This window comes from Neorhizobium sp. PAMB6630 (assembly GCF_058242775.1).
In genome coordinates this window covers 470,859-488,858 of record NZ_JBZAYV010000002.1, presented here as the reverse complement: position 1 = coordinate 488,858, position 18,000 = coordinate 470,859, and the positions used below count along the sequence as shown (strand labels likewise).

At 60.8% G+C, this 18,000-nt stretch carries 13 protein-coding genes; 11 read left to right on the top strand and 2 right to left on the bottom strand.

Annotated elements, in window-relative coordinates; all coding sequences use genetic code 11:
* Positions 1-140 precede the first annotated feature (140 nt).
* The 3 genes from AC4CWF_RS21010 (at position 141) to AC4CWF_RS21000 (ending at position 2,209) form a co-directional block, all read left to right on the top strand.
* Positions 141-1,247 (top strand): glycoside hydrolase family 25 protein, encoded by a 1,107-nt coding sequence (locus AC4CWF_RS21010; protein WP_491287316.1) that lies wholly within the window; start codon positions 141-143, stop codon positions 1,245-1,247.
* A gap of 97 nt (positions 1,248-1,344) precedes the next feature.
* The gene (locus tag AC4CWF_RS21005; RefSeq protein ID WP_491287315.1) at positions 1,345-1,716 is read left to right on the top strand and encodes an antitoxin Xre/MbcA/ParS toxin-binding domain-containing protein; all 372 of its coding nucleotides are present in this window, start codon (positions 1,345-1,347) and stop codon (positions 1,714-1,716) included.
* Positions 1,709-2,209: an RES family NAD+ phosphorylase gene (locus tag AC4CWF_RS21000; protein ID WP_491287314.1), complete on the top strand. Its 501-nt coding sequence runs from the start codon at positions 1,709-1,711 to the stop codon at positions 2,207-2,209. The genes AC4CWF_RS21005 and AC4CWF_RS21000 overlap by 8 nt, the downstream gene beginning before the upstream one ends.
* A 57-nt stretch (positions 2,210-2,266) precedes the next feature.
* Here the strand turns inward: AC4CWF_RS21000 and AC4CWF_RS20995 are convergent, their stop codons facing one another.
* Both AC4CWF_RS20995 and AC4CWF_RS20990 read right to left on the bottom strand, forming a co-directional pair.
* Complete coding sequence (locus AC4CWF_RS20995) at positions 2,267-4,543, bottom strand: FdhF/YdeP family oxidoreductase (protein WP_491287312.1); 2,277 nt, start codon at positions 4,541-4,543, stop codon at positions 2,267-2,269.
* 125 nt (positions 4,544-4,668) lie between these two features.
* The gene (locus AC4CWF_RS20990) at positions 4,669-7,029 is read right to left on the bottom strand and encodes a mechanosensitive ion channel family protein (protein WP_491287310.1); all 2,361 of its coding nucleotides are present in this window, start codon (positions 7,027-7,029) and stop codon (positions 4,669-4,671) included.
* 468 nt (positions 7,030-7,497) lie between these two features.
* Here AC4CWF_RS20990 and AC4CWF_RS20985 point away from each other — a divergent pair, with 468 nt between their 5' ends.
* The 8 genes from AC4CWF_RS20985 (at position 7,498) to AC4CWF_RS20950 (ending at position 17,949) form a co-directional block, all read left to right on the top strand.
* Positions 7,498-8,487 (top strand): LacI family DNA-binding transcriptional regulator, encoded by a 990-nt coding sequence (locus AC4CWF_RS20985; RefSeq protein WP_491287308.1) that lies wholly within the window; start codon positions 7,498-7,500, stop codon positions 8,485-8,487.
* A gap of 108 nt (positions 8,488-8,595) precedes the next feature.
* Positions 8,596-9,435, top strand: coding sequence for an inositol monophosphatase family protein (locus tag AC4CWF_RS20980; RefSeq protein ID WP_491287307.1), 840 nt, complete (start codon positions 8,596-8,598; stop codon positions 9,433-9,435).
* A 74-nt stretch (positions 9,436-9,509) separates the two neighbouring features.
* The gene (locus tag AC4CWF_RS20975; RefSeq protein WP_491287306.1) at positions 9,510-11,327 is read left to right on the top strand and encodes an ABC transporter permease; all 1,818 of its coding nucleotides are present in this window, start codon (positions 9,510-9,512) and stop codon (positions 11,325-11,327) included.
* 34 nt (positions 11,328-11,361) lie between these two features.
* Positions 11,362-12,588, top strand: a complete 1,227-nt coding sequence (locus AC4CWF_RS20970) for an ABC transporter substrate-binding protein (protein ID WP_491287304.1) — start codon at positions 11,362-11,364, stop codon at positions 12,586-12,588.
* A gap of 61 nt (positions 12,589-12,649) precedes the next feature.
* Positions 12,650-13,777, top strand: a complete 1,128-nt coding sequence (locus tag AC4CWF_RS20965) for an ABC transporter ATP-binding protein (protein WP_491287302.1) — start codon at positions 12,650-12,652, stop codon at positions 13,775-13,777.
* Between the two features lie 88 nt (positions 13,778-13,865).
* Positions 13,866-14,483 (top strand): dual specificity protein phosphatase family protein, encoded by a 618-nt coding sequence (locus tag AC4CWF_RS20960; protein WP_491287300.1) that lies wholly within the window; start codon positions 13,866-13,868, stop codon positions 14,481-14,483.
* The gene (locus tag AC4CWF_RS20955; RefSeq protein WP_491287298.1) at positions 14,470-16,191 is read left to right on the top strand and encodes a metallophosphoesterase family protein; all 1,722 of its coding nucleotides are present in this window, start codon (positions 14,470-14,472) and stop codon (positions 16,189-16,191) included. Before AC4CWF_RS20960 ends, AC4CWF_RS20955 begins: the two co-directional genes overlap by 14 nt.
* A 108-nt stretch (positions 16,192-16,299) precedes the next feature.
* The gene (locus tag AC4CWF_RS20950; protein ID WP_491287296.1) at positions 16,300-17,949 is read left to right on the top strand and encodes a Na/Pi cotransporter family protein; all 1,650 of its coding nucleotides are present in this window, start codon (positions 16,300-16,302) and stop codon (positions 17,947-17,949) included.
* Positions 17,950-18,000: the final 51 nt, after the last annotated feature.

The following is an 18,000-nucleotide window of genomic DNA, read 5'->3' as shown; positions in this document are numbered from 1 at the left end:
GAATGCATGCACGCCAGAGGATGCGGCGCTGCCTCGTAAACATTGGATTCAGCATTTGCCGGTAAAACTCTGTTAGCTATCAACGCGGGAGCCCGTCATGGTAACCCGCACGGTCCGTTCGCGTACAGAGTATCGGTTTCATGCGTATTTCTGCTCTATCGACGATCCTTATCGGTTGCCTGGCCATTGCAGGATGCCGGTCCAGCGCAACGGAAGACGTGCTGTCGATTGAGCCGTCGCAGGAAACCACCAGCGCCATTAAAGCCCCTGTACCGCCGGCAGCGCTTGGCAGCAGCGATGCCCCGCGCGCCGCGCCCAAGATGGCCCGCGCCGCGGTTTCACCGCAGGCCGTGCCCGCCCCGGTGCAGGAGCCCGTGGCCGATCTCGCCGCCCCTCATCCCGACGCGCTGGCCTGGGCGGGTGACAACAGCGTAAACCAGCCAATCGAGAAGGTGGCGCTAACGGCAAGCGCGCCGATGCCGATGGAACGGCCGGTGACGATGGCCGCACCGCCGGAGCGCATGATGACGCGGTCGCGCATCTATCGCCACCAGTTCCGTGATGCAAAGCCAATCAATTTCGGCCGGGTTTCGCCGCGCAACCACGCTGTCCATGGTGTCGACGTGTCGCGCTGGCAGGGCGAGATCGACTGGGCAAAACTGCGTTCGCAGGGAGCCAATTTCGCCTATATCAAGGCAACCGATGGCGGCGACCATCTGGATCCGATGTTCAAGACCAACTGGCGCCGCGCCGACGAGGCAGGCATCAAGCGCGGCGCCTACCATTTCTTCTACTGGTGCCGGGTGGCAAGCGAACAGGCGGCCTGGTTCATCCGCAATGTGCCGCGTGACCCGGATGCACTGCCGCCTGTGATCGACGTGGAATATAACGGCGATTCCAGCTGCAAGCGTCGCTTGTCGCCGGAAAAGGTGCGTGAGAAAATGCAGGTCTTCATGGATCTTCTGGAGCGCCATTACGGCAAGCGCCCGGTGATCTATACCGCCCCTGATTTTTATGCCGACAACCTGCGCGGCGCCTTCCAGAACTATCCGTTCTGGCTGCGGGCTGTGGCCCAGCACCCCTCCAAGGTTTATCCGGGCCGCCGCTGGGTGTTCTGGCAGTATTCCGGCTCCGGTCTGTCGCAGGGCGTATCGGGCAAGATCGATCTCAACGTTTTCCACGGCAGCGAAGAGGAATGGCATCGCTGGTCCGACGGTCGCCCCGGGGGCGCGGTGGCATCCCGCTAAGCGGGTCAAATCCGAGCCCGTGGGTTTTGCTTGAAACGGGCGTAGATTGCGCCTAGTTTAAGCAGGTGATGATCAATCCACGCTCGGGAGATGAGCCTTGTCTGCGCTGCTCTTCGAAAACGCCGCCGGATCTTTCAGCGATCCGCAATCGCCCTTCCTGTCGCCCCGCCTTGTGTCAGAGCTTCTGGGGCTGACGCAGAGCGAACTTGCGCGCATGATCGGCGTTGCCCGCAACACGCTCTCGGCAAAGGCTGGCCAGCGCAAGGTGGATCAGGCGCTGAGCCCCGTCGTGCGCATTCTGGCCATGGTTGCCGAAATGGCCGGCGACGAGCAGCGTGCGGCAATCTGGTTCAAACATCAGCCGATCCCAGGCTGGGCCGGCAAGACGGCCTATGACCTCGTTTCAGAAGGCAAGGCTGACAAGGTTCTCCAATATCTCGAAGCCGTCCGGTCCGGCGTTTATGCCTGACATCATTTTGTGGCGTGCCTATGTGCCGCAATGGGCCCATGCGCCGCTGTCCGGTGAGGGCGCCTCCCGCTTTGGTGGCCGCTGGAACCCGGTCGGGCAACCCACCATCTATGCCGCGCGTGAACTGTCCACCGCCTGGGCCGAATATAACCAGGGTTTTGTGCAGCATCCGGCGCTGATCGCACAGCTGACGCTGTCTGGCGCACGGCTGGCGGATCTCACCGATGCCACGCATTGCGCTGCCCTTGGGATTTCCAGCGCGATCCACACCTGCGAGTGGCGGGCAGATCTGGATGCAGGGTTTCAGCCGGAAACCCATGCGGCGCAGGCACGCCTGCGGGCGGTGGGCTTTCACGGGGTGATCTACCCGTCGTTCATGTCGCCCGGCGGCAGTTGTGTGGCCCTGTGGCGATGGAACTGGCCGGGCGCACCGACCCTTTCCGTCATCGATCCCGAAGGGCGTCTGCCAAAGACATCCGCTTCATGGATGTGAGGCCAAGCGCCTGCTTCGGCGCGGATGTCGGCGCTTGGGTTTGCTGGAGCAAACCCTTTAGCCGCTTGCCACGATGCGCACCGGCACGGCTTTCGAGGCCGGGGTTTTTGATTCCACGTCGTGGTGGGAGAGCGGCACGAGCACATTCAACTCGGGGTAATAACCGCCAAGACAGCCGTCCGGCAGGTCGAAGGGGGTCACCTTCAGCCCGCCGACAAAACGATCGCGGCCATCGTCTGCATCGGAAGCGAGGCCGACGATCTGTCCCTCGGTCAGCCCGTTGCGGGCCATCTCGTCCGGGTTGATCAACAGCACGTCACGCGTGCCCTCGATGCCGCGCAGGCGGTCGCTATAGCCATAGATCGTGGTGTTGAACTGGTCGTTGCTGCGCAGCGTGATCAGACGGTAGCGGCCGGCCGCATCGGCAAAACCTGCGGCGGAAAGTTCCTTGGGCACGGTAAATTCGGCTCGTCCGCTTTCGGTCTTCCAGATCCGCTCGCGGGCGCTATTGCCGCGGTAAAAGCCGCCGGGGGTAAACATGCGCCCGTTGAAATCATGGAACTCCTCCGGATAGGTTTCTTCGATGAGATCGCGCACAAGGCCGTAATTGCCCACCCACTCGTCCCACCGGACTTTCGGGTTCTGAGGCAATGTGGCCTTGGCGATACCGGCAACGATTGCCATTTCCGACAACAGCTCCTTGCTGGCTGGCTTGCGCCGGCCAATCGAGCCGTGAATGCAGGAAAACGTGTCTTCCATGGTGACCGTCTGCGGGCCGGACGCCTGCATGTCTTCCTCTGTGCGGCCAAGGCAGGGCAGGAGATAGGCCACTTCGCCATTGATGAGGTGGCTGCGGTTGAGTTTCGTGGCGATCTGAACGGTGAGACGCATTTTTTGCCATGCCTCTTCCATCACATCGGTATCGGGAATGGCCCGCACGAAATTGCCGCCAAGACCGATGAAGCTTTTGACCGTGCCTGACAGCATGCCCTCGCAGGCTTCCACCGTGTTCATGCCCTTTTCCATTGGCGGCTCGAAGCCGAACATCTTACCAAGCTTGTCCATCGGCACCAGTTCGGGCTTTTCCGAAATGCCGACGGTGCGCTGGCCCTGCACATTGGAATGACCGCGCACAGGAGAAATGCCGGTGCCATCGCGGCCGATATTGCCCTTCATCAGCAGGAGGTTGACGAACATGGCGATATTGTCAAAGCCGTGGACCTGCTGCGTCAGCCCCATGCCATAGATGCCGATGGCGCGCTCGGCCTCAACATAAACCTGGCCGGCTGCCTGCAGCGCTTGACGCGTGAGGCCGGAATTCTGTTCGATCTCGTCCCAGCCTGTGGCGCGCAGCGTCTCGAGAAAGGCGTCGAAACCGGATGTATGGCGCTCGATGAAATCAAGATCGAGAACGCTGCGGCCGTCTTTCTGCGCTTCCTCGTGGCGGGCAAGCACATGCTTGCAGAGCCCCATCAGGGCTGCGATATCGCCGCCGGCTTTCACCTGCAGATACTGGCAGGAAATCGGCGTCTCATGGCCTGTCAGCATTTCCGTCGGGCTCTGCGGATTGATCATTGCCTCCAGCCCCCGCTCACGCACGGGATTGAAGGTGACGATGCGACAGCCGCGCTTCACCGCCTCCTGAAGCGGATGCAGGAAACGCGGGCTGTTGGAACCGGTATTCTGGCCAAAGAAAAAGATCGCATCACAGGTGGAAAAGTCCTCGTAGACGGAGGTGCCCACAGGCGAGCCGATCACCTTTTTGAGGCCGACCGAGGTCGTCTCGTGGCACATGTTGGAACTGTCGGGCAGGTTGTTCGTGCCATAAAGACGTGCAAACAGGGCGTAGAGATAAGAGGTTTCGAGGCTTGCGCGGCCGGATGCGTAAAAGATCACCGATTTGGGATCGAGCGCCTTCAGCTCCCTCCCGATGGCCGAGAAGGCTTCTTCCCAGGAGCAGGGCACGTAGCGGTCGCGCGTCCGGTCGTAGCGCAGGGGATGGGTCAGGCGCCCTTCATGCTCAAGATCGTGGTCGCTCCATTCTTTCAGCTCACTCACCGTGTGTTTTTCAAAAAACGCCGGCGTGCAGCGGCGCGTTGTCAGCTCCCAGATCGTTGCCTTGGCGCCGTTTTCACAAAATTCCAGCGGGTTGTGGTTCGCGGGTTTCGTCCAGGCGCAGGAGACACACATGAAGCCGCCCGGCTTGTTCTGGTGGGCGAGCGTATCGAGGACAGCGGGCGTTGGCCACTCATTGCCGAAAACGCGGGTAATGCCGCGCAAGGAACCCCATCCGCCGGCCGGGCCCTCATATTGCACGGTGTTCTGGTCGGACATGGCGCTTCTCCCTGGGCTGCTGCTGCTTCGAATGGGTCTTTCGACCCATCGGCAACTCGGGGGAGAGCGCAATGTTCCCTGAAAGATGGACGCGCGCGTTCTGCGCGACCGAATGCCGCGTTCCTTTAGGCGCTCTGGCTGACCGGCAGGGGAACAACGGTCGATGCCGCGCCGCTTTCGGCAACCGTACTGGTGCCGGAGCGCACCACGACGGCATTGGAGGCAAGCGGCAGGCCCGCCTCCCGGCAGGCGGCGAGCAGGCGTTTCATGCCCTCGCGTTTGATGAGGCTTGGTTTGCCGGGGCGTGCGGTAAACTTGAAGCGGATCACCATGGAGGTTTCGTTGACGCTCTGGATGCCCTGCATCTTCAACGGCACGAGGAAATCACCCCCGAATTCAGGATGTTCCAGAAGCCCGATGCCAACCTTCTTGGCAGTCTTTCGGATGCTTTCCAGATCCGCGTCGCGGTCGAAGCGCAGTTCGAACTTGGTGGTGCCCCAGTCGCGGCTGTAATTGGTGACGGAGGCGATCTGCCCGAAGGGAATGGTGTGGATGGGGCCATTGTGGTGGCGAAGACGAACGGAACGCAGCGAGATCTGCTCCACGGTCCCCATCAACTTGCCGCAGTCGATATATTCGCCAATGCGGAAGGCATCTTCGGCAAGGAAAAAGATGCCGGACACGACATCCTTCACCAGCGTCTGCGAGCCGAAGGAAAGGGCAAGGCCGAGCACGCCGAAGCCGGCCAGAAGCGGTGCCACATCAATGCCGGCAGACGAAATCACCACCAGTGCCGCAATGGCCATGACGGCGCCGAGGATGAGGTTGCGCACGATGGGCAGAACAGTGGTCAGGCGGCTTGTCGTCTTGTCATGCGCCTCGTCTTCCGTGCCGGGCAGGATGACGGCGGTGGCTGGCGCAATCGCTTCAAAATACTTCATGAGGAAACTGCAGAGGCTCCAGCTGACGATGAGCGAAAAACTGAGTTTTTCAAGCCAGAGCAGCCAGGAGGTGATGAGCGTGGTGGCGCCCATCATCAGCGGTTCCCACAGTTCCACGATGAGATGCAGGCCAATCAGCCAGACGGCGCCGGCAAGCGGCGTGCGCAGGCTCCAGAGCAGAACCGAGGGAAGACCCGGCCCGGATTTTGCCTCGCGCCGGCGCGCTCTTGCACTGACGAGCGAAACGATGGCGAGATCGAGGATGGGGATCATGATGATGAGGAATTGCGTGGTGCCCGCGGCACGCGCCCAAACCGCATTGTGCGAGGTGCCCGACACCAGAAGGCCGGCAACCCAGATGAGGATGGCCGAGACGATATAGAAATCGGCAAGGCCTGTTCCAACCGCCCGCCGGAACGGGCTTGCGTCGCGCCCGGCAAACACCTCTGCAATGTCGCGGCGGCCGGCGATGAACCACCACAGCTTTACCACCGTCAGCACGGAACTGGTCAGAAACAGCCAGCTGTCTGCCGCCTCCGGCGCCAGCATGCGCACATCGGCGAGCCTCACGGAATTGCCGATGAAGGCATTCAGCGTGCCGTAGAGCGTCATCATGGCAAAATGCCAGTTCGGCCGGTTGATGTTGATGAGCGGCGAGCGCCCGGCAAGCGCCGGCTTGAAGGCAAAGCGCGCCACGGCCATGTAGATCAGCATGCCGGCAAATGTTGCGACGATGGCAAGCGCCACCTGATGGGAAAACAACCCGCGGGCCATCGATTGTTGCAGGATGCCGCGGGAAATTGACAGGAAAAGCAGGATACCGATGCCGTCGATGACAAGCCGCACAGTGGCCCGCCAAAAGGGGTGCGCGGGGACATGCGCCAGAACAAGCGGCCCGGCACCGAGGCTGACGAGGGCTGCCGCAGCAAGTCCGCAAAGGCCGGCAAACAGGGCGTAAAACAGCGCCTCGCGCGGCCCGTAGCGGTCTGCCTCGAGTGTGGACCAGCTGGAGCGAAAGGCGGCGGGCAAGCCAACGACACCGGCGGCCGACATCTGCGTGCCCTTGGCAAGGGCAGCCCACACATCCGAGACCACCCACATCTCCGTCATGGCGACTGTCGGGGCCGGTCGGCTATCGTCTTCAGCCGGTGGCGCGGAAGCCACTGTTGGTGGCGGGGGCGGGGACAGGGACTGGGCTGGGGCCGGGTTGGCCGACGTGGAGGTGACCGTGGATGAGGCAATACCTGCCGTTGGCGCAGACGGTTGCGTGACCGCTGCGGGTGCGGTGGCAGCCGTCCTCACGTCTGGTGCATCTGTGGCAGGATTGGCTGGGGAGGGGGCGGCAATCCTGATTTCGACCGGCCGGCCATCGGCGCCGGCGGCTTTCATCACCGCATCGATATCGGCCTGGCTCTGGCCGGGATTGACCGTAATGGTCACCGGCTCTGCGGCATGGCTGGTACCGCCCGTCAAAAGGCTGATCAGGGAAAATACGGCGGCAGCAAACGTGCGGCACGCGGTCGGCAGGCAACGCGGTTGCGTCATGCGATGTGTTCCAGGGGCGCTTGGCCCGGCTTTCCCTATGGTGGTCGCGTCCGGCGCCTGAGGGCTTCTGGCCGCGACCGGTCCGGATGATGCCGACAAAGCGTTCGCTTGGCAACGGTGTTGCGTATACGCTGCCGGATCTGAATGGCACCGGGTTTACCGTAGGCCATTTCGTTTAAGGTATGCGGCCATGGGTGCCTCATTCAGCATGGCGTAATACCGCTCTTCAGCTTCGGCTGGCGGTATATTGCGATTGCGGAACGACCCTGGCGTTTTTGGCCGACGCTTGCGATGCGTCCGGGACGTGAAAAATCCAAGATTGGCGACGCCGCGTTTGCGGGCGCCGCGAGAGCGTCCTGTATACGCAAGGCATGACGAGACGCCGGACGGAAGGCCGACATTGAATGGACAAGAAAAGTATCGTAGTGCGGTGAACGATCTACAACCTTTTCTGTGCGCTGGAATTCCATGGCCAAGGCCTTTGTCACGTCCGTCGACGTCGCTCAAAGAGCGGGCGTTTCGCGCTCTGCCGTCTCCCGGACATTTACGGAAGGCGCCAGCGTCTCGCCCGATGTACGCCGAAAAGTGCTGCAAGCTGCCCAGGAACTGGGATATCGCGTCAACAGGCTTGCCCAGGGGCTCAACAATTCCTCCTCCAATCTGGTGGGCGTCGTTGGGGCAAACCTGTCTTTGCCCTTCATGGCAAAACAGCTGGACATGCTCAGCATCGGGTTGCTGCGGCGCGGCCAGCAATGCCTGCTGTTGAATGCTGCGGATGCGCGCAGCGATATTGCGCCTCTGATCGAACTGATTTTCGAGTTTCGGGCGCGCGCCATTGTCGTGCTCTCCGGCGAGCCGCCGATGTCGATCGTCGACGAATGCCTTGCCAACGGCGTCAAGCTCATCGTCATCAACCGGCAGCTTGCAAGGTCCGATACCGATATCATCCTCAGCGATGATATTGCCGGAGCAACGCTTGCCGCCGAGCGCCTGAAGACAGCGGGATGTCAAAAGGTCGCCGTCGTCACAAGTGGATCCGAGACGCCGACCCAGTTGCGCCGGTGCGAGGCATTTTCGCAGGTCATGACCGCCGCCGGCACGGATATTGTCGTCTGGCGCGATGGCCCGACGACCTATGAGACCGGCCTGAAGGCGGCTCGCGAGCTGCTCTCCGACCGACAGATCGACGGTGCATTCTGCGTCACCGATATCATGGCGCTCGGCTTCCTCGATGGCGCCCGCAATGACATGGGGCGCCTTGTGCCCGAAGACCTCTCCGTCATCGGTTTTGACGATATTCCACAGGCTTCCTGGAGAAGCTACGAACTGACGACCATCGCGCAATCGTTCGAAGTCCTCACAGAGGCCGTGCTGGCAGCGCTCGATCATGAGCTTGGTCAGTCCGTCATCACCAATGTCCCCGTGACGCTGATCGAGCGCAACACCGTCCGGCGTTGACGACACCCACGTCTTGACCTGAGTTTTTCAAGCCGCTGCCAGATCCGCGCTTGCACCCAATGAACACGTGTGCAATATTGCACACGTGTTCAAGGGAGAAGAATGCGCATGCCTTCAACAATGACCTATGCAAACGATCTGGATGGCCGCGCGCAGCTGTGCCGGGATGTCATTCTCTCTGCCGGAGCCCTGGTCCTTGAAGGCTTTCAGAATGGCAAGGCGGCTGACTTCTCAATGAAAGGGCCGCAGGATTATCTCACGGAAACCGACGCGGCGTCCGAAGCGCATATCCGTGAGCGTATTGCGGCAGCCTTCCCGGATGACAGCTTTTTTGGCGAGGAAGGTGGCGGAGACATCCGCGAGCGGGTCTGGCTGGTCGATCCGATTGACGGCACCGCCAATTTTGCGCGCGGCATCCCGCATTTCTGCATTTCCATCGGTTATGTGGAAGGCAATGTTGCAAAGCTTGCAGCGATCTACAATCCGGCGCTGGACGAGCTGTATTTTTCCCGTGCCGGCGAAGGGGCAACCCGCAACGGCCAGCCGATCTCGGCGGCCCGTACCGACCGTTTTGACATCGCATCGGTTGAACTGGGCTGGTCGACCCGCATCCCCAACACTCGATATCTTGATGCCATGACACGGCTTCTGGACAAGGGTGCCAATGTGCGGCGGGCGGGCTCCGGTGCCATGGCGCTGGCCTATGTCGCGGACGGCCGCTCGGATGCCTATGTCGAGCTGCATATGAATTCCTGGGATTGCGTGCCGGGCCTGCTGCTGGTGGCGGAAGCGGGCGGCCGGGTTTGTCCGTTCTTCGAAATCGGATCGTTGCAGACTGGCGGGGCAGTTCTTGCCAGCGCGCCGGCGATCGCCGATGGCGTGAGCGACGCGGTCGGTATCGTGCTGGCTGAACCGCAAGGCAGGCGCGAGAGGCACCACGCGGCCTGAAGGGGGAGGGATCGCGTTTGACACGCGATCTGCGGAGTAAACGGCTTGGAGCGCCGTCTGGGAGGAGAAACAGAGTGACCCTATTTTCAGAAACAGCGAGCCGCGATAGCCAGCGCTGGATGCGCCGTGTGGCGCATTTCGTCTCGGCGCCGGAGCGGCTGATAGCGCTTGGCCTTGCCATCCTGCTGGGGCTCCTCGTCATCGTGCCGCTGTTTCAGCTGGTGCGGGAAACGATCACCGTCCAGCCGTATGATTCCGCCTATCTGCCCGGGCGCCAGCCGGGAGAGCTGACACTGTTCCACTATGAGCGCGTCTTTGGCAGCCGGCTTTCCTGGGCGCTGTTCTACAAGCCGTTCATGAATTCGCTGGTGACGGCATTTGGGGCAACGATCATCTGCCTGGCGCTGGGCGCCCTGCTTGCCTGGATCGTCGTGCGCACCAACGTGCCCTATCGCGAGTTCGTCAACACGGCGGTGGTCATGCCCTATATGTTGCCATCCTGGGTGATGGCGCTGGCCTGGGTGACCTTTTTCAAGAATGACCGGGTGGGCGGAGCGTCCGGCGTTTTTGCCTATCTCTTTGGTGTCCAGCCGCCCGATTGGATCGCCTTTGGCGGCATACCCATCATCATCTGCCTGTCGCTGCATTATTACGTCTACGGCTTCCTGATCATTTCCGGCTCGCTTGCCACGGTCGACAGCCAGCTCGAAGAGGCGGGCGCCATTGCCGGCATGTCGCGGCTGCGCCAGTTCGTCTCGATCACCGCGCCGCTTGTTCTTCCAGCCGTCGGCTCGGCCGTTGTCATGACCTTCATCCGCGTGATCGGGTCGTTTGGAACGCCCGCCGTGCTCGGCATGCCCATCCGTTATTTCGTGCTGCCGACCCAGATCTATGCCGCCATCGGGTCACGCAATGTGGGCGATGGTTATCTGCTGGCGCTTGTGCTGGTGTTGATGGCTGTTCTGTTCATCTGGATCAACCAGCGCATGATCGGTGTGCGCAAGAGCTTCGTCACCATGTCCGGCAAGGGATTTCGCCGGCGCGAAATCGATCTCGGCCGCGCCAAATGGCTGGTGTTCGCCTTCGTCGTTGTGCTGATGTGCGTGACCGTGGTTCTGCCGCTTGGATTGCTCGTGCTGCAGTCACTGTCGCGCACCGCCGGCAACTATGACCTTTCCAATCTGACCCTGCATTACTGGATTGGTGCGCGCGGTGGCGTCAATGCGATCTATGCCGGGGTCTTTCAGAACCCGCAGATCCTGCACGCGGCCTGGAACAGCCTCAGGCTGGCCTTCTTCACCGCCATTGCCACCGGCATTCTCGGTTTTCTGATCGGTTACGTGGTGGTGAAGACACGCGGAAGCCTGTCCTCGCGGGCGCTGGAGCTGGCAGCCTTCCTGCCTTACATCTTTCCGGCCGTGGCGTTTGGCGCCATCTATATCGGCATGTTCTCGCGACCGGTGGGGCCGATCCCGGCACTTTACGGAACATTTGCCCTGCTGGTGCTGATCGCGGCGGTGAAGAACCTGCCCTATACATCGCGCACCGGCATTGCCGCGATGCTGCAGATCGACAAGTCCCTCGAAGAATCGGCCCGCGTGCAAGGTATCGGCTGGGTCAGCCGTGTGCGCCACATCGTGGCACCTCTTGCCGCCTCGGGACTGGTATCGGGCATGCTGCTGAGCTTCATCGGCACGATGCGCGAGCTTTCGCTGATCATCCTGCTGGTCACGCCGTCGACGGCTGTGCTGGCAAGCGTGATCTACACCTATCAGACGGATGATGTTCCCCAGCTGATCGGAGCGGCAACGCTGCTGCTCGTTGCACTGGTCGTGGGCTGCAACATCCTGTTCCGCCTGGTTTTCCGCAATACGAAGATGGGGTTTGCTTGAGGAGGCGACCTTGCAACAGGGAGGAAGAGATCACATGGGAATGCTCACGAAACAGGTGGCTATCGCCACATTCGCATGCCTCATCGGCACGGCGGCCTGCGCGCACGATGCCGCATTCGATGCCTGGCTGAAGACGGCAGAACTTGGCGCCAACCAGCCCAAGGACGAGAACTGGGAGGAGATCGTCAAGAAGGCCAAGGCCGAAGGCGAGGTGACCGTCTATTCCTCCTCCTCGACCGTCAATGCGCTAGCCGAGGACTTCATGAAGCTTTACCCGGAGATCAAGGTCAACGCTTATGATCTCGGCTCGGAAAAGACGATCGAGAAGGTGGTGCGTGAACAGCAGGCGGGTATCTTTGCCGTGGATGTGGTCAATACCGCCGGCACCGCCCAGATGTTCTACGATCTCCTGCCCAATCACCGCATCGTCAATTATGTGCCGCGTTACCTGGAGGCAAAGATCCCCGTCGAGCTGCGCGAACCGCTGCTGACGCAGGTGATCGAAGCCACGGTGCTCATGTACAATTCCGACACCTACAAGGATGCGCCGCCGGTCACCAATGTCTGGCAGATGACCGAACCGGCATGGAACAAGCGCTTTGCCATGAAAAGCCCTCTCGGCTCGCTGACATCGCTTGCGCTTTTGACCTCTATCGTCGAACACGCCGATGATTTTGCCAAATCCTATGAAAAATATGCCGGAAAGCCGCTCGTCCTGTCCGACGGCATGGAAAACGCCGGTTATGAATTCCTGCACCGGCTCTTGAAGAACGATCTCGTCATCTACGATTCCGGTTCCAAGCTCGCGACGGCCTCCGGTCTCAAAGGACAGGCAAAGCCGCCGATCACCTTCTCCAGCATGCATTACATCAACAAGAACGGCAGCGACGATTATGCCAATGCCGTGCTCTACGACATCGATCCGGCCGGGGTTTTTGCCTATTCCACCTATGTGGCGATTGCCGGCCAGTCGACGCATCCCAATGCAGCCAAGCTGTTCATCGCCTTCCAGATGGGGTCGAAGGATCTGACCCCCGATACCAAGCTTGAAAAGCCTTACCGCGACGGCGAAAGCCTGAAGAAGCTGCAGGGCATGGCCGCCTATTTCAAGGTCGGCACGTTTTCGCCACGCACGGATGTGCCGTTGCCGAAGGGCGGCGAAAACTGGCCGAAGGTGCGCAAGATGTTTGGTTCTGCCGAATACCAGCGCGACCATGTGGCTGAAGTCAACGATTTCTGGGTGGTCGAGACCAGCAACTGAGGAAAACCAGAGCGCCGGGTTGCCGTGAAGCAACCCGGAAAGCTTGGGGGGAGGAAACCCGATGAACGAAGTGTCCTTGAAAGGCATCACCAAATATTACGGCGCGCATCTTGCCATTCCGCCGCTTGATCTGGAAATCCCGAAGGGGAAATTCGTCACGCTGCTCGGGCCATCCGGTTGCGGCAAGACGACGACGCTGCGCATCATTGCGGGGCTGGAACAGCCCTCCGGCGGGGAACTGACGCTTGCGGGAAAAACGGTTTATTCCGGACGCGACGGCAGCTTCGTGCCGCCGGAAAAGCGCGGTCTCGGCTTCATCTTCCAGAGCTATGCGCTCTGGCCGAACATGAAGGTCGACAAGAACATCACGCTGGCGCTGCATCAGGCAAAGCGTCCGAAGGACGAGATTGACGCACGGCTCGCCGAGGCGCTGAAGAAGGTGCAGCTGGAACAGTATGGCTCGCGTTTCCCATCGGAACTGTCCGGCGGCCAGCAACAGCGTGTGGCCGTTGCGAGATTGATCGCTGCGCGCAATTCCATCCTGCTGATGGACGAGCCGCTGTCCAACCTCGATGCGGTTTTAAGAACAGAAATGCGAACTGAGCTGAAGCGCCTGTCGCGGAATCTTGGTGCCACCACTGTTTATGTGACGCATGATCAGGTCGAGGCGCTGACAATGTCCGATATCATCGTGGTGATGAAGGACGGCGTCATCCAGCAGATCGGCAGCCCTTACGAAATCTACCATGAGCCTGCCAATCTGTTTGTGGCCGAGTTTATCGGCGATCCCCGCATCAATGTCTTTGACGGCATGCTCGAACAGAGAAATGGCAGAAGCGTGCTGAAGCTTCACGGCGTCGAAGTCATGCTCGAGCAGGCAATTGCCCGCGAAGCGGGTCCGGTGACTTGCGCCATCCGGCCGGAACATTTCAACCTTCATGAAACGTCCCTGGACAACCGGCTGGCCGCAGAGGTCGACGTCGTCCAGCCGACCGGGTCGCAGACGATCCTCTCGCTGTCTGCCAATGGCACGCCGATCACCGCTCTCATTCCACGCTTTGTCGAAAGCTGGCCGAGCGCCAAGGTGTGGCTGGAATTTGTGGCGCGCAACATGATGGTGTTTGATCCGAAGACGGGCAAGATCATCACCTCGACGGCCGCCACGCGAGCACGCTCGAACGCGGCCTGACGCAACAACAGACAACGTATCTCTTGCAGACTAAAAGGCCTCGCCACCGTGCTTTGGAAGGTCGGTGCCTTTGGAAGGAATGAACAGAATGGAAGCCCCGGTATATTCGCGACCGGCGATCAGCCTGATCACGGAAGGCCTCGCCCCCCATAATTCTGCGCTGTATATCGGCGGTCTGGAGGGCGCGCGCGATCTGGATCTCTTGAAGAAACACGGCATTACCATCGTCGTGAACTGCGCCATCAACCTGGATATCAATTTCGTGCGCAATCCGAGCCTTGCCGAGGACGGCACGCTCTGTGCCAGCGGTTATTCGGACATACGCTATTACAAGCTTGGCATGATCGACGGTGGCGGCAGTCCCGATACGATGATGCTGGGGGGCTATTACATTCTGCAGGGGGCCTTGAACCAGACATTGCCCAAGCGTGAAACCTATCCGTTCAAGGACGGCGGCAATGTTCTGGTCAACTGCCGCAGCGGGCGCAGCCGCTCGGTTTCGCTGGTTGGCCTGTTTCTGCACAAACAGCAGCCGCATCTGTTTCCAACGCTGGATTCGGCCATCGCCCATATCCGCGACAAGCGTGAACTGCGCCAGGACGAGTGGTTCGAAACGCCAAAGCCCATGCTCTATGACGCCGCAAGGCGTGCATCGGACTGGATTGACCTCGTCGAGGCCAGGAAGGCGGCCGATGCAGCCCCGTGATCTGCCAGCTGTCGCCGTCATTGCCGATGCGCATTACCATGACCTCGAGGGCGACTATGGCTTTGAGGGCGTGGATGTTGCCGGAAAGTGGCTCGCCGTGCGCAGCTGGGCGGAAACCCGCGCCTCGACGCGTGTTTTCAACGAAAGCTTTCAGGCCCTTCCCGCAGCCCTGGACGAGATTGCCAGCCGCGGTATTCGCCATGTCGTGCTTCTTGGCGATTATACCGATGACGGCCAAAGGCAGACAACGCAAGCCGTTCGGCGCCTGCTGGAAGACTATCGCCGCAAACATCGGCTGTCTTTTTATGCGATCCCCGGCAATCACGATGTGTTCGGGCCGCATGGTCGCCATCAGACCAAGGGATTTCTGAGCGGCGCGGGACCGTCCATCACCGTCACCAGCGATCTGCAGGTGGCTGAAGAAAATCTGCCGCATTCCCGGCAGAGCGACCGGATGTACTGTGAAGGCTACCCGGCGGGATTGTTGCCGATGGCGTCCTTCGGCCTGTTTGCGCAGCCCGAATACCTGCATTGGGAAAGTCCGTTTGGTCGCTCCGACAGCATTGAAGAGCGCCAATATCGGGTCTCCTCGCCGGACGGTCGTTCGACTTTCAGCCTGATGGATACCTCCTATCTCGTGGAGCCCGAAGAGGGGCTGTGGCTGCTGATGATAGACGCCAATATCTTCGAGCCCCGCAACGGCCACAGCGATCCGTTTTGCGAAGAGACCTTCATCGACAGCACGGCTGCCGGATGGAACGCGCTTTTGCGTCTCAAACCCTTCCTGATCGACTGGATCCGCGATGTTCATGCGCGGGCAAAGAGGCTCGGCAAGACGGTCTTTTCCTTTTCGCACTATCCGGTGATCGATCCTTTCGACGATACAACCGGATTGGAAACGGCGCTGTTCGGCCGCACCAATGTGGCCCGCCGAACGCCACTGAAGGCGGTTGCCGAAACACTTGTGGCAACCGGCATGACGGCCCATTTCAGCGGCCATCTGCATGTCGAGGGAACGACCCGGCGAATTGTCGAAGGGCGCGAACTGGTCAATATTGCCGTTCCCTCGCTTGTGGCATTCCCGCCGGCCTTCAAGATCGTGAAGCCCGGAAAAACTATGCCCGATGTGGAAACTGTCGGGCTTTTCAAGCTTTCGCTCGATCCGCGGCCTCTCGCGCTTTACCGGCAGGAAAGCGCCTTCATGGGCGAGGCGCCTGATGCGGCGTTCGAGGCGCAATCTTACGGCGACTTCCTCTTTGCCCATACGCGGGCACTGGTCACGCACCGGTATTTTCCAAGGGAATGGCCGCCGGAATGGGTCGAGCAGATGGCGACGGCAAACCTTGCAGAGATCAGCCTGCTTTTGCCGACGCAGGAGACGCCGCAGGCCGCAGACGGCGGATCGGGCGTTCTTATGGCGGAACGTCAACAGTTTGAGGTCACGTCCGAAGCGCTGGCCGCGACCTCGATGATGGATCTGGTGACGGACTGGTATTGCCTGCGTCAGGCCGGCGCGCTGGCATTGTCCTTCATTTCCGCCGAGCGTCTGGCGATCTACCGGTCGCTGATCGACAGGCTTCCAGCCGACCGCCCCACCTTGCCGCCACACTCCACGGAGGCGTTCCTGCACGCATTCCTGCAGGGTCTTCGCCATTGGATGGAAAGAGCAGGAGCGATGACGGACAACCGGACGTCGCCACCGCATTGACGGGCGTTAGGTAGGACACAGGGAGGAGCCCTGGCGCACCAGACGTATGCCGCAGATCCTGTCAGGAATGGCAATGTGCGGGACAAAACGGGGATGGAAACAAGGCCGATGGCATCGACAATCGTCATGATCAATCTGTTCGGCGCGGTGGCCTTGCTGCTGTTTGGCCTTGCACAGGTGAAAAGTGGCGTGACGCAGGCTTTTGGCGCGCGGTTGCGCAGCGGCCTTGCCAGCGGCACGCGCAGCAGCCTGCGCTCGTTTTCGTCCGGCTTTGTGGCCACGGTGGCGCTGCAGAGTTCGACCGCGACGGCGCTCATGGTGGCCTCGTTTGTCGAGCGCGAGCTTGTCCAGCCCCGCATGGCGCAACTCGTTCTTCTCGGGGCCAATGTAGGAACGGCCGTGACAGCCTGGATTGTGGCTGCAGGCGTCGAGTGGCTTTCGCCGCTCATCCTTCTCATCGGCCTGATGCTCTACCGCAGCAGCGCGACCGCGCGAAAAGGCGGCGGAACGGCGCTGATCGGTATTGGCCTGATGCTTCTGTCGCTGCACCTGCTCAGCATTGCCACGGAACCGATGCGGGCCTCCCCGGCACTGGCCGCCTTCATCCGCCTTCTGGACAATGCCTGGCCGGTGGCCATGTTCTTTTCCGCTGCCATCGCCTTCGTGTCGTCTTCCAGCCTTGCCGCCATCGTGCTGATCCTTTCCCTGGCATCGACCGGCATCCTGCAGCCCGGACTGATTGTCGCGCTTGTTCTCGGTGCCAATCTCGGCGGTGCAATCCCGCCCGTCATCGCCTCGATGCGCGGTTCTGCTGCGGCAAAACGGGTCACGCTTGGAAATCTCATCGTGCGGACTGTCGGATGCCTGGCGGTCCTTCCGCTAGCGGGTGTTGGCGCAGACCTGCTGACAGGTCTGGCGTCTGGCACTGAGAAGCTGCCGGTCGATGCACATCTTGCCTTCAATATCGTGCTTGCTGTGGTCGCCTGGCCGTTTTCGAAGCTTCTGTCGCGTCTGATGTGCCACCTCGTTCCGGATGATGCACAGGAACACAGCGGTCCCAATTATCTCGATCTGCAGGAACTGTCTGCGCCGACCGTTGCCCTGGCCAGTGCCACGCGGGAGGTTTTAGGCATCGGTGACCTGATCGAGCGTATGCTGATGCGTGTGTCCGATTCCTTCGAGCGGGACAATCTTGCAAAGCTCATGGATATTCCCCCGCTGGAAGCGCGCGTCGACAGGCTGCAGCAGGAGGTGAAAGTCTATCTGTCCAGACTGGGCCGCATGGGCCTCAGCCCGCAAGACAGCCGTCGTTCCATCGATATCATCGATTATGCGATCAACCTCGAGCATATCGGCGATATCATCGAAAAGGGTCTGTTAGCCCAAGTCACCAAGAAGGCGACGCTCGGGCTCAAATTCTCCGAGGACGGTCATCGCGAACTGCGCACGCTGTTTGAACTGACGCTCGACAACTTGCGCATTGCCCAGACCATTTTCGTCACGCGTGACTTCCGTCTTGCCCGCCAGATGATGGAGGTGAAGGTTGAGGTCCGCCGCATGGAAAAGGCCTCCTCCGAACGCCATATCGAGCGGCTGCGGGACGGACGGACAGACAGCCTGCAGACCAGTTCGCTGCATCTCGACATCCTGCGGGACCTCAAGCGGATCAACGCCCATATCGTCTCCGTCGCCCACCCCATTCTCGATGACAGCGGCCTGCTGATCGAAAGCCGGCTGCGCTCGGTGGCAGAATCATAACCGCGCCCAGACCGATTGAAGTCACCGATCTTTGATCTCTTGACTGCCGCA

Coding starts and splice junctions, on each gene's coding strand:
- AC4CWF_RS20955 (WP_491287298.1), top strand. CDS start 14,470: ATGCAGCCCCGTGATCTGCCAGCTGTCGCCGTCATTGCCGATGCGCAT.
- AC4CWF_RS20980 (WP_491287307.1), top strand. CDS start 8,596: ATGCCTTCAACAATGACCTATGCAAACGATCTGGATGGCCGCGCGCAG.
- AC4CWF_RS20970 (WP_491287304.1), top strand. CDS start 11,362: ATGGGAATGCTCACGAAACAGGTGGCTATCGCCACATTCGCATGCCTC.
- AC4CWF_RS21010 (WP_491287316.1), top strand. CDS start 141: ATGCGTATTTCTGCTCTATCGACGATCCTTATCGGTTGCCTGGCCATT.
- AC4CWF_RS20995 (WP_491287312.1), bottom strand. CDS start 4,543: ATGTCCGACCAGAACACCGTGCAATATGAGGGCCCGGCCGGCGGATGG.
- AC4CWF_RS21000 (WP_491287314.1), top strand. CDS start 1,709: ATGCCTGACATCATTTTGTGGCGTGCCTATGTGCCGCAATGGGCCCAT.
- AC4CWF_RS20965 (WP_491287302.1), top strand. CDS start 12,650: ATGAACGAAGTGTCCTTGAAAGGCATCACCAAATATTACGGCGCGCAT.
- AC4CWF_RS20960 (WP_491287300.1), top strand. CDS start 13,866: ATGGAAGCCCCGGTATATTCGCGACCGGCGATCAGCCTGATCACGGAA.
- AC4CWF_RS20990 (WP_491287310.1), bottom strand. CDS start 7,029: ATGACGCAACCGCGTTGCCTGCCGACCGCGTGCCGCACGTTTGCTGCC.
- AC4CWF_RS20950 (WP_491287296.1), top strand. CDS start 16,300: ATGGCATCGACAATCGTCATGATCAATCTGTTCGGCGCGGTGGCCTTG.
- AC4CWF_RS20985 (WP_491287308.1), top strand. CDS start 7,498: ATGGCCAAGGCCTTTGTCACGTCCGTCGACGTCGCTCAAAGAGCGGGC.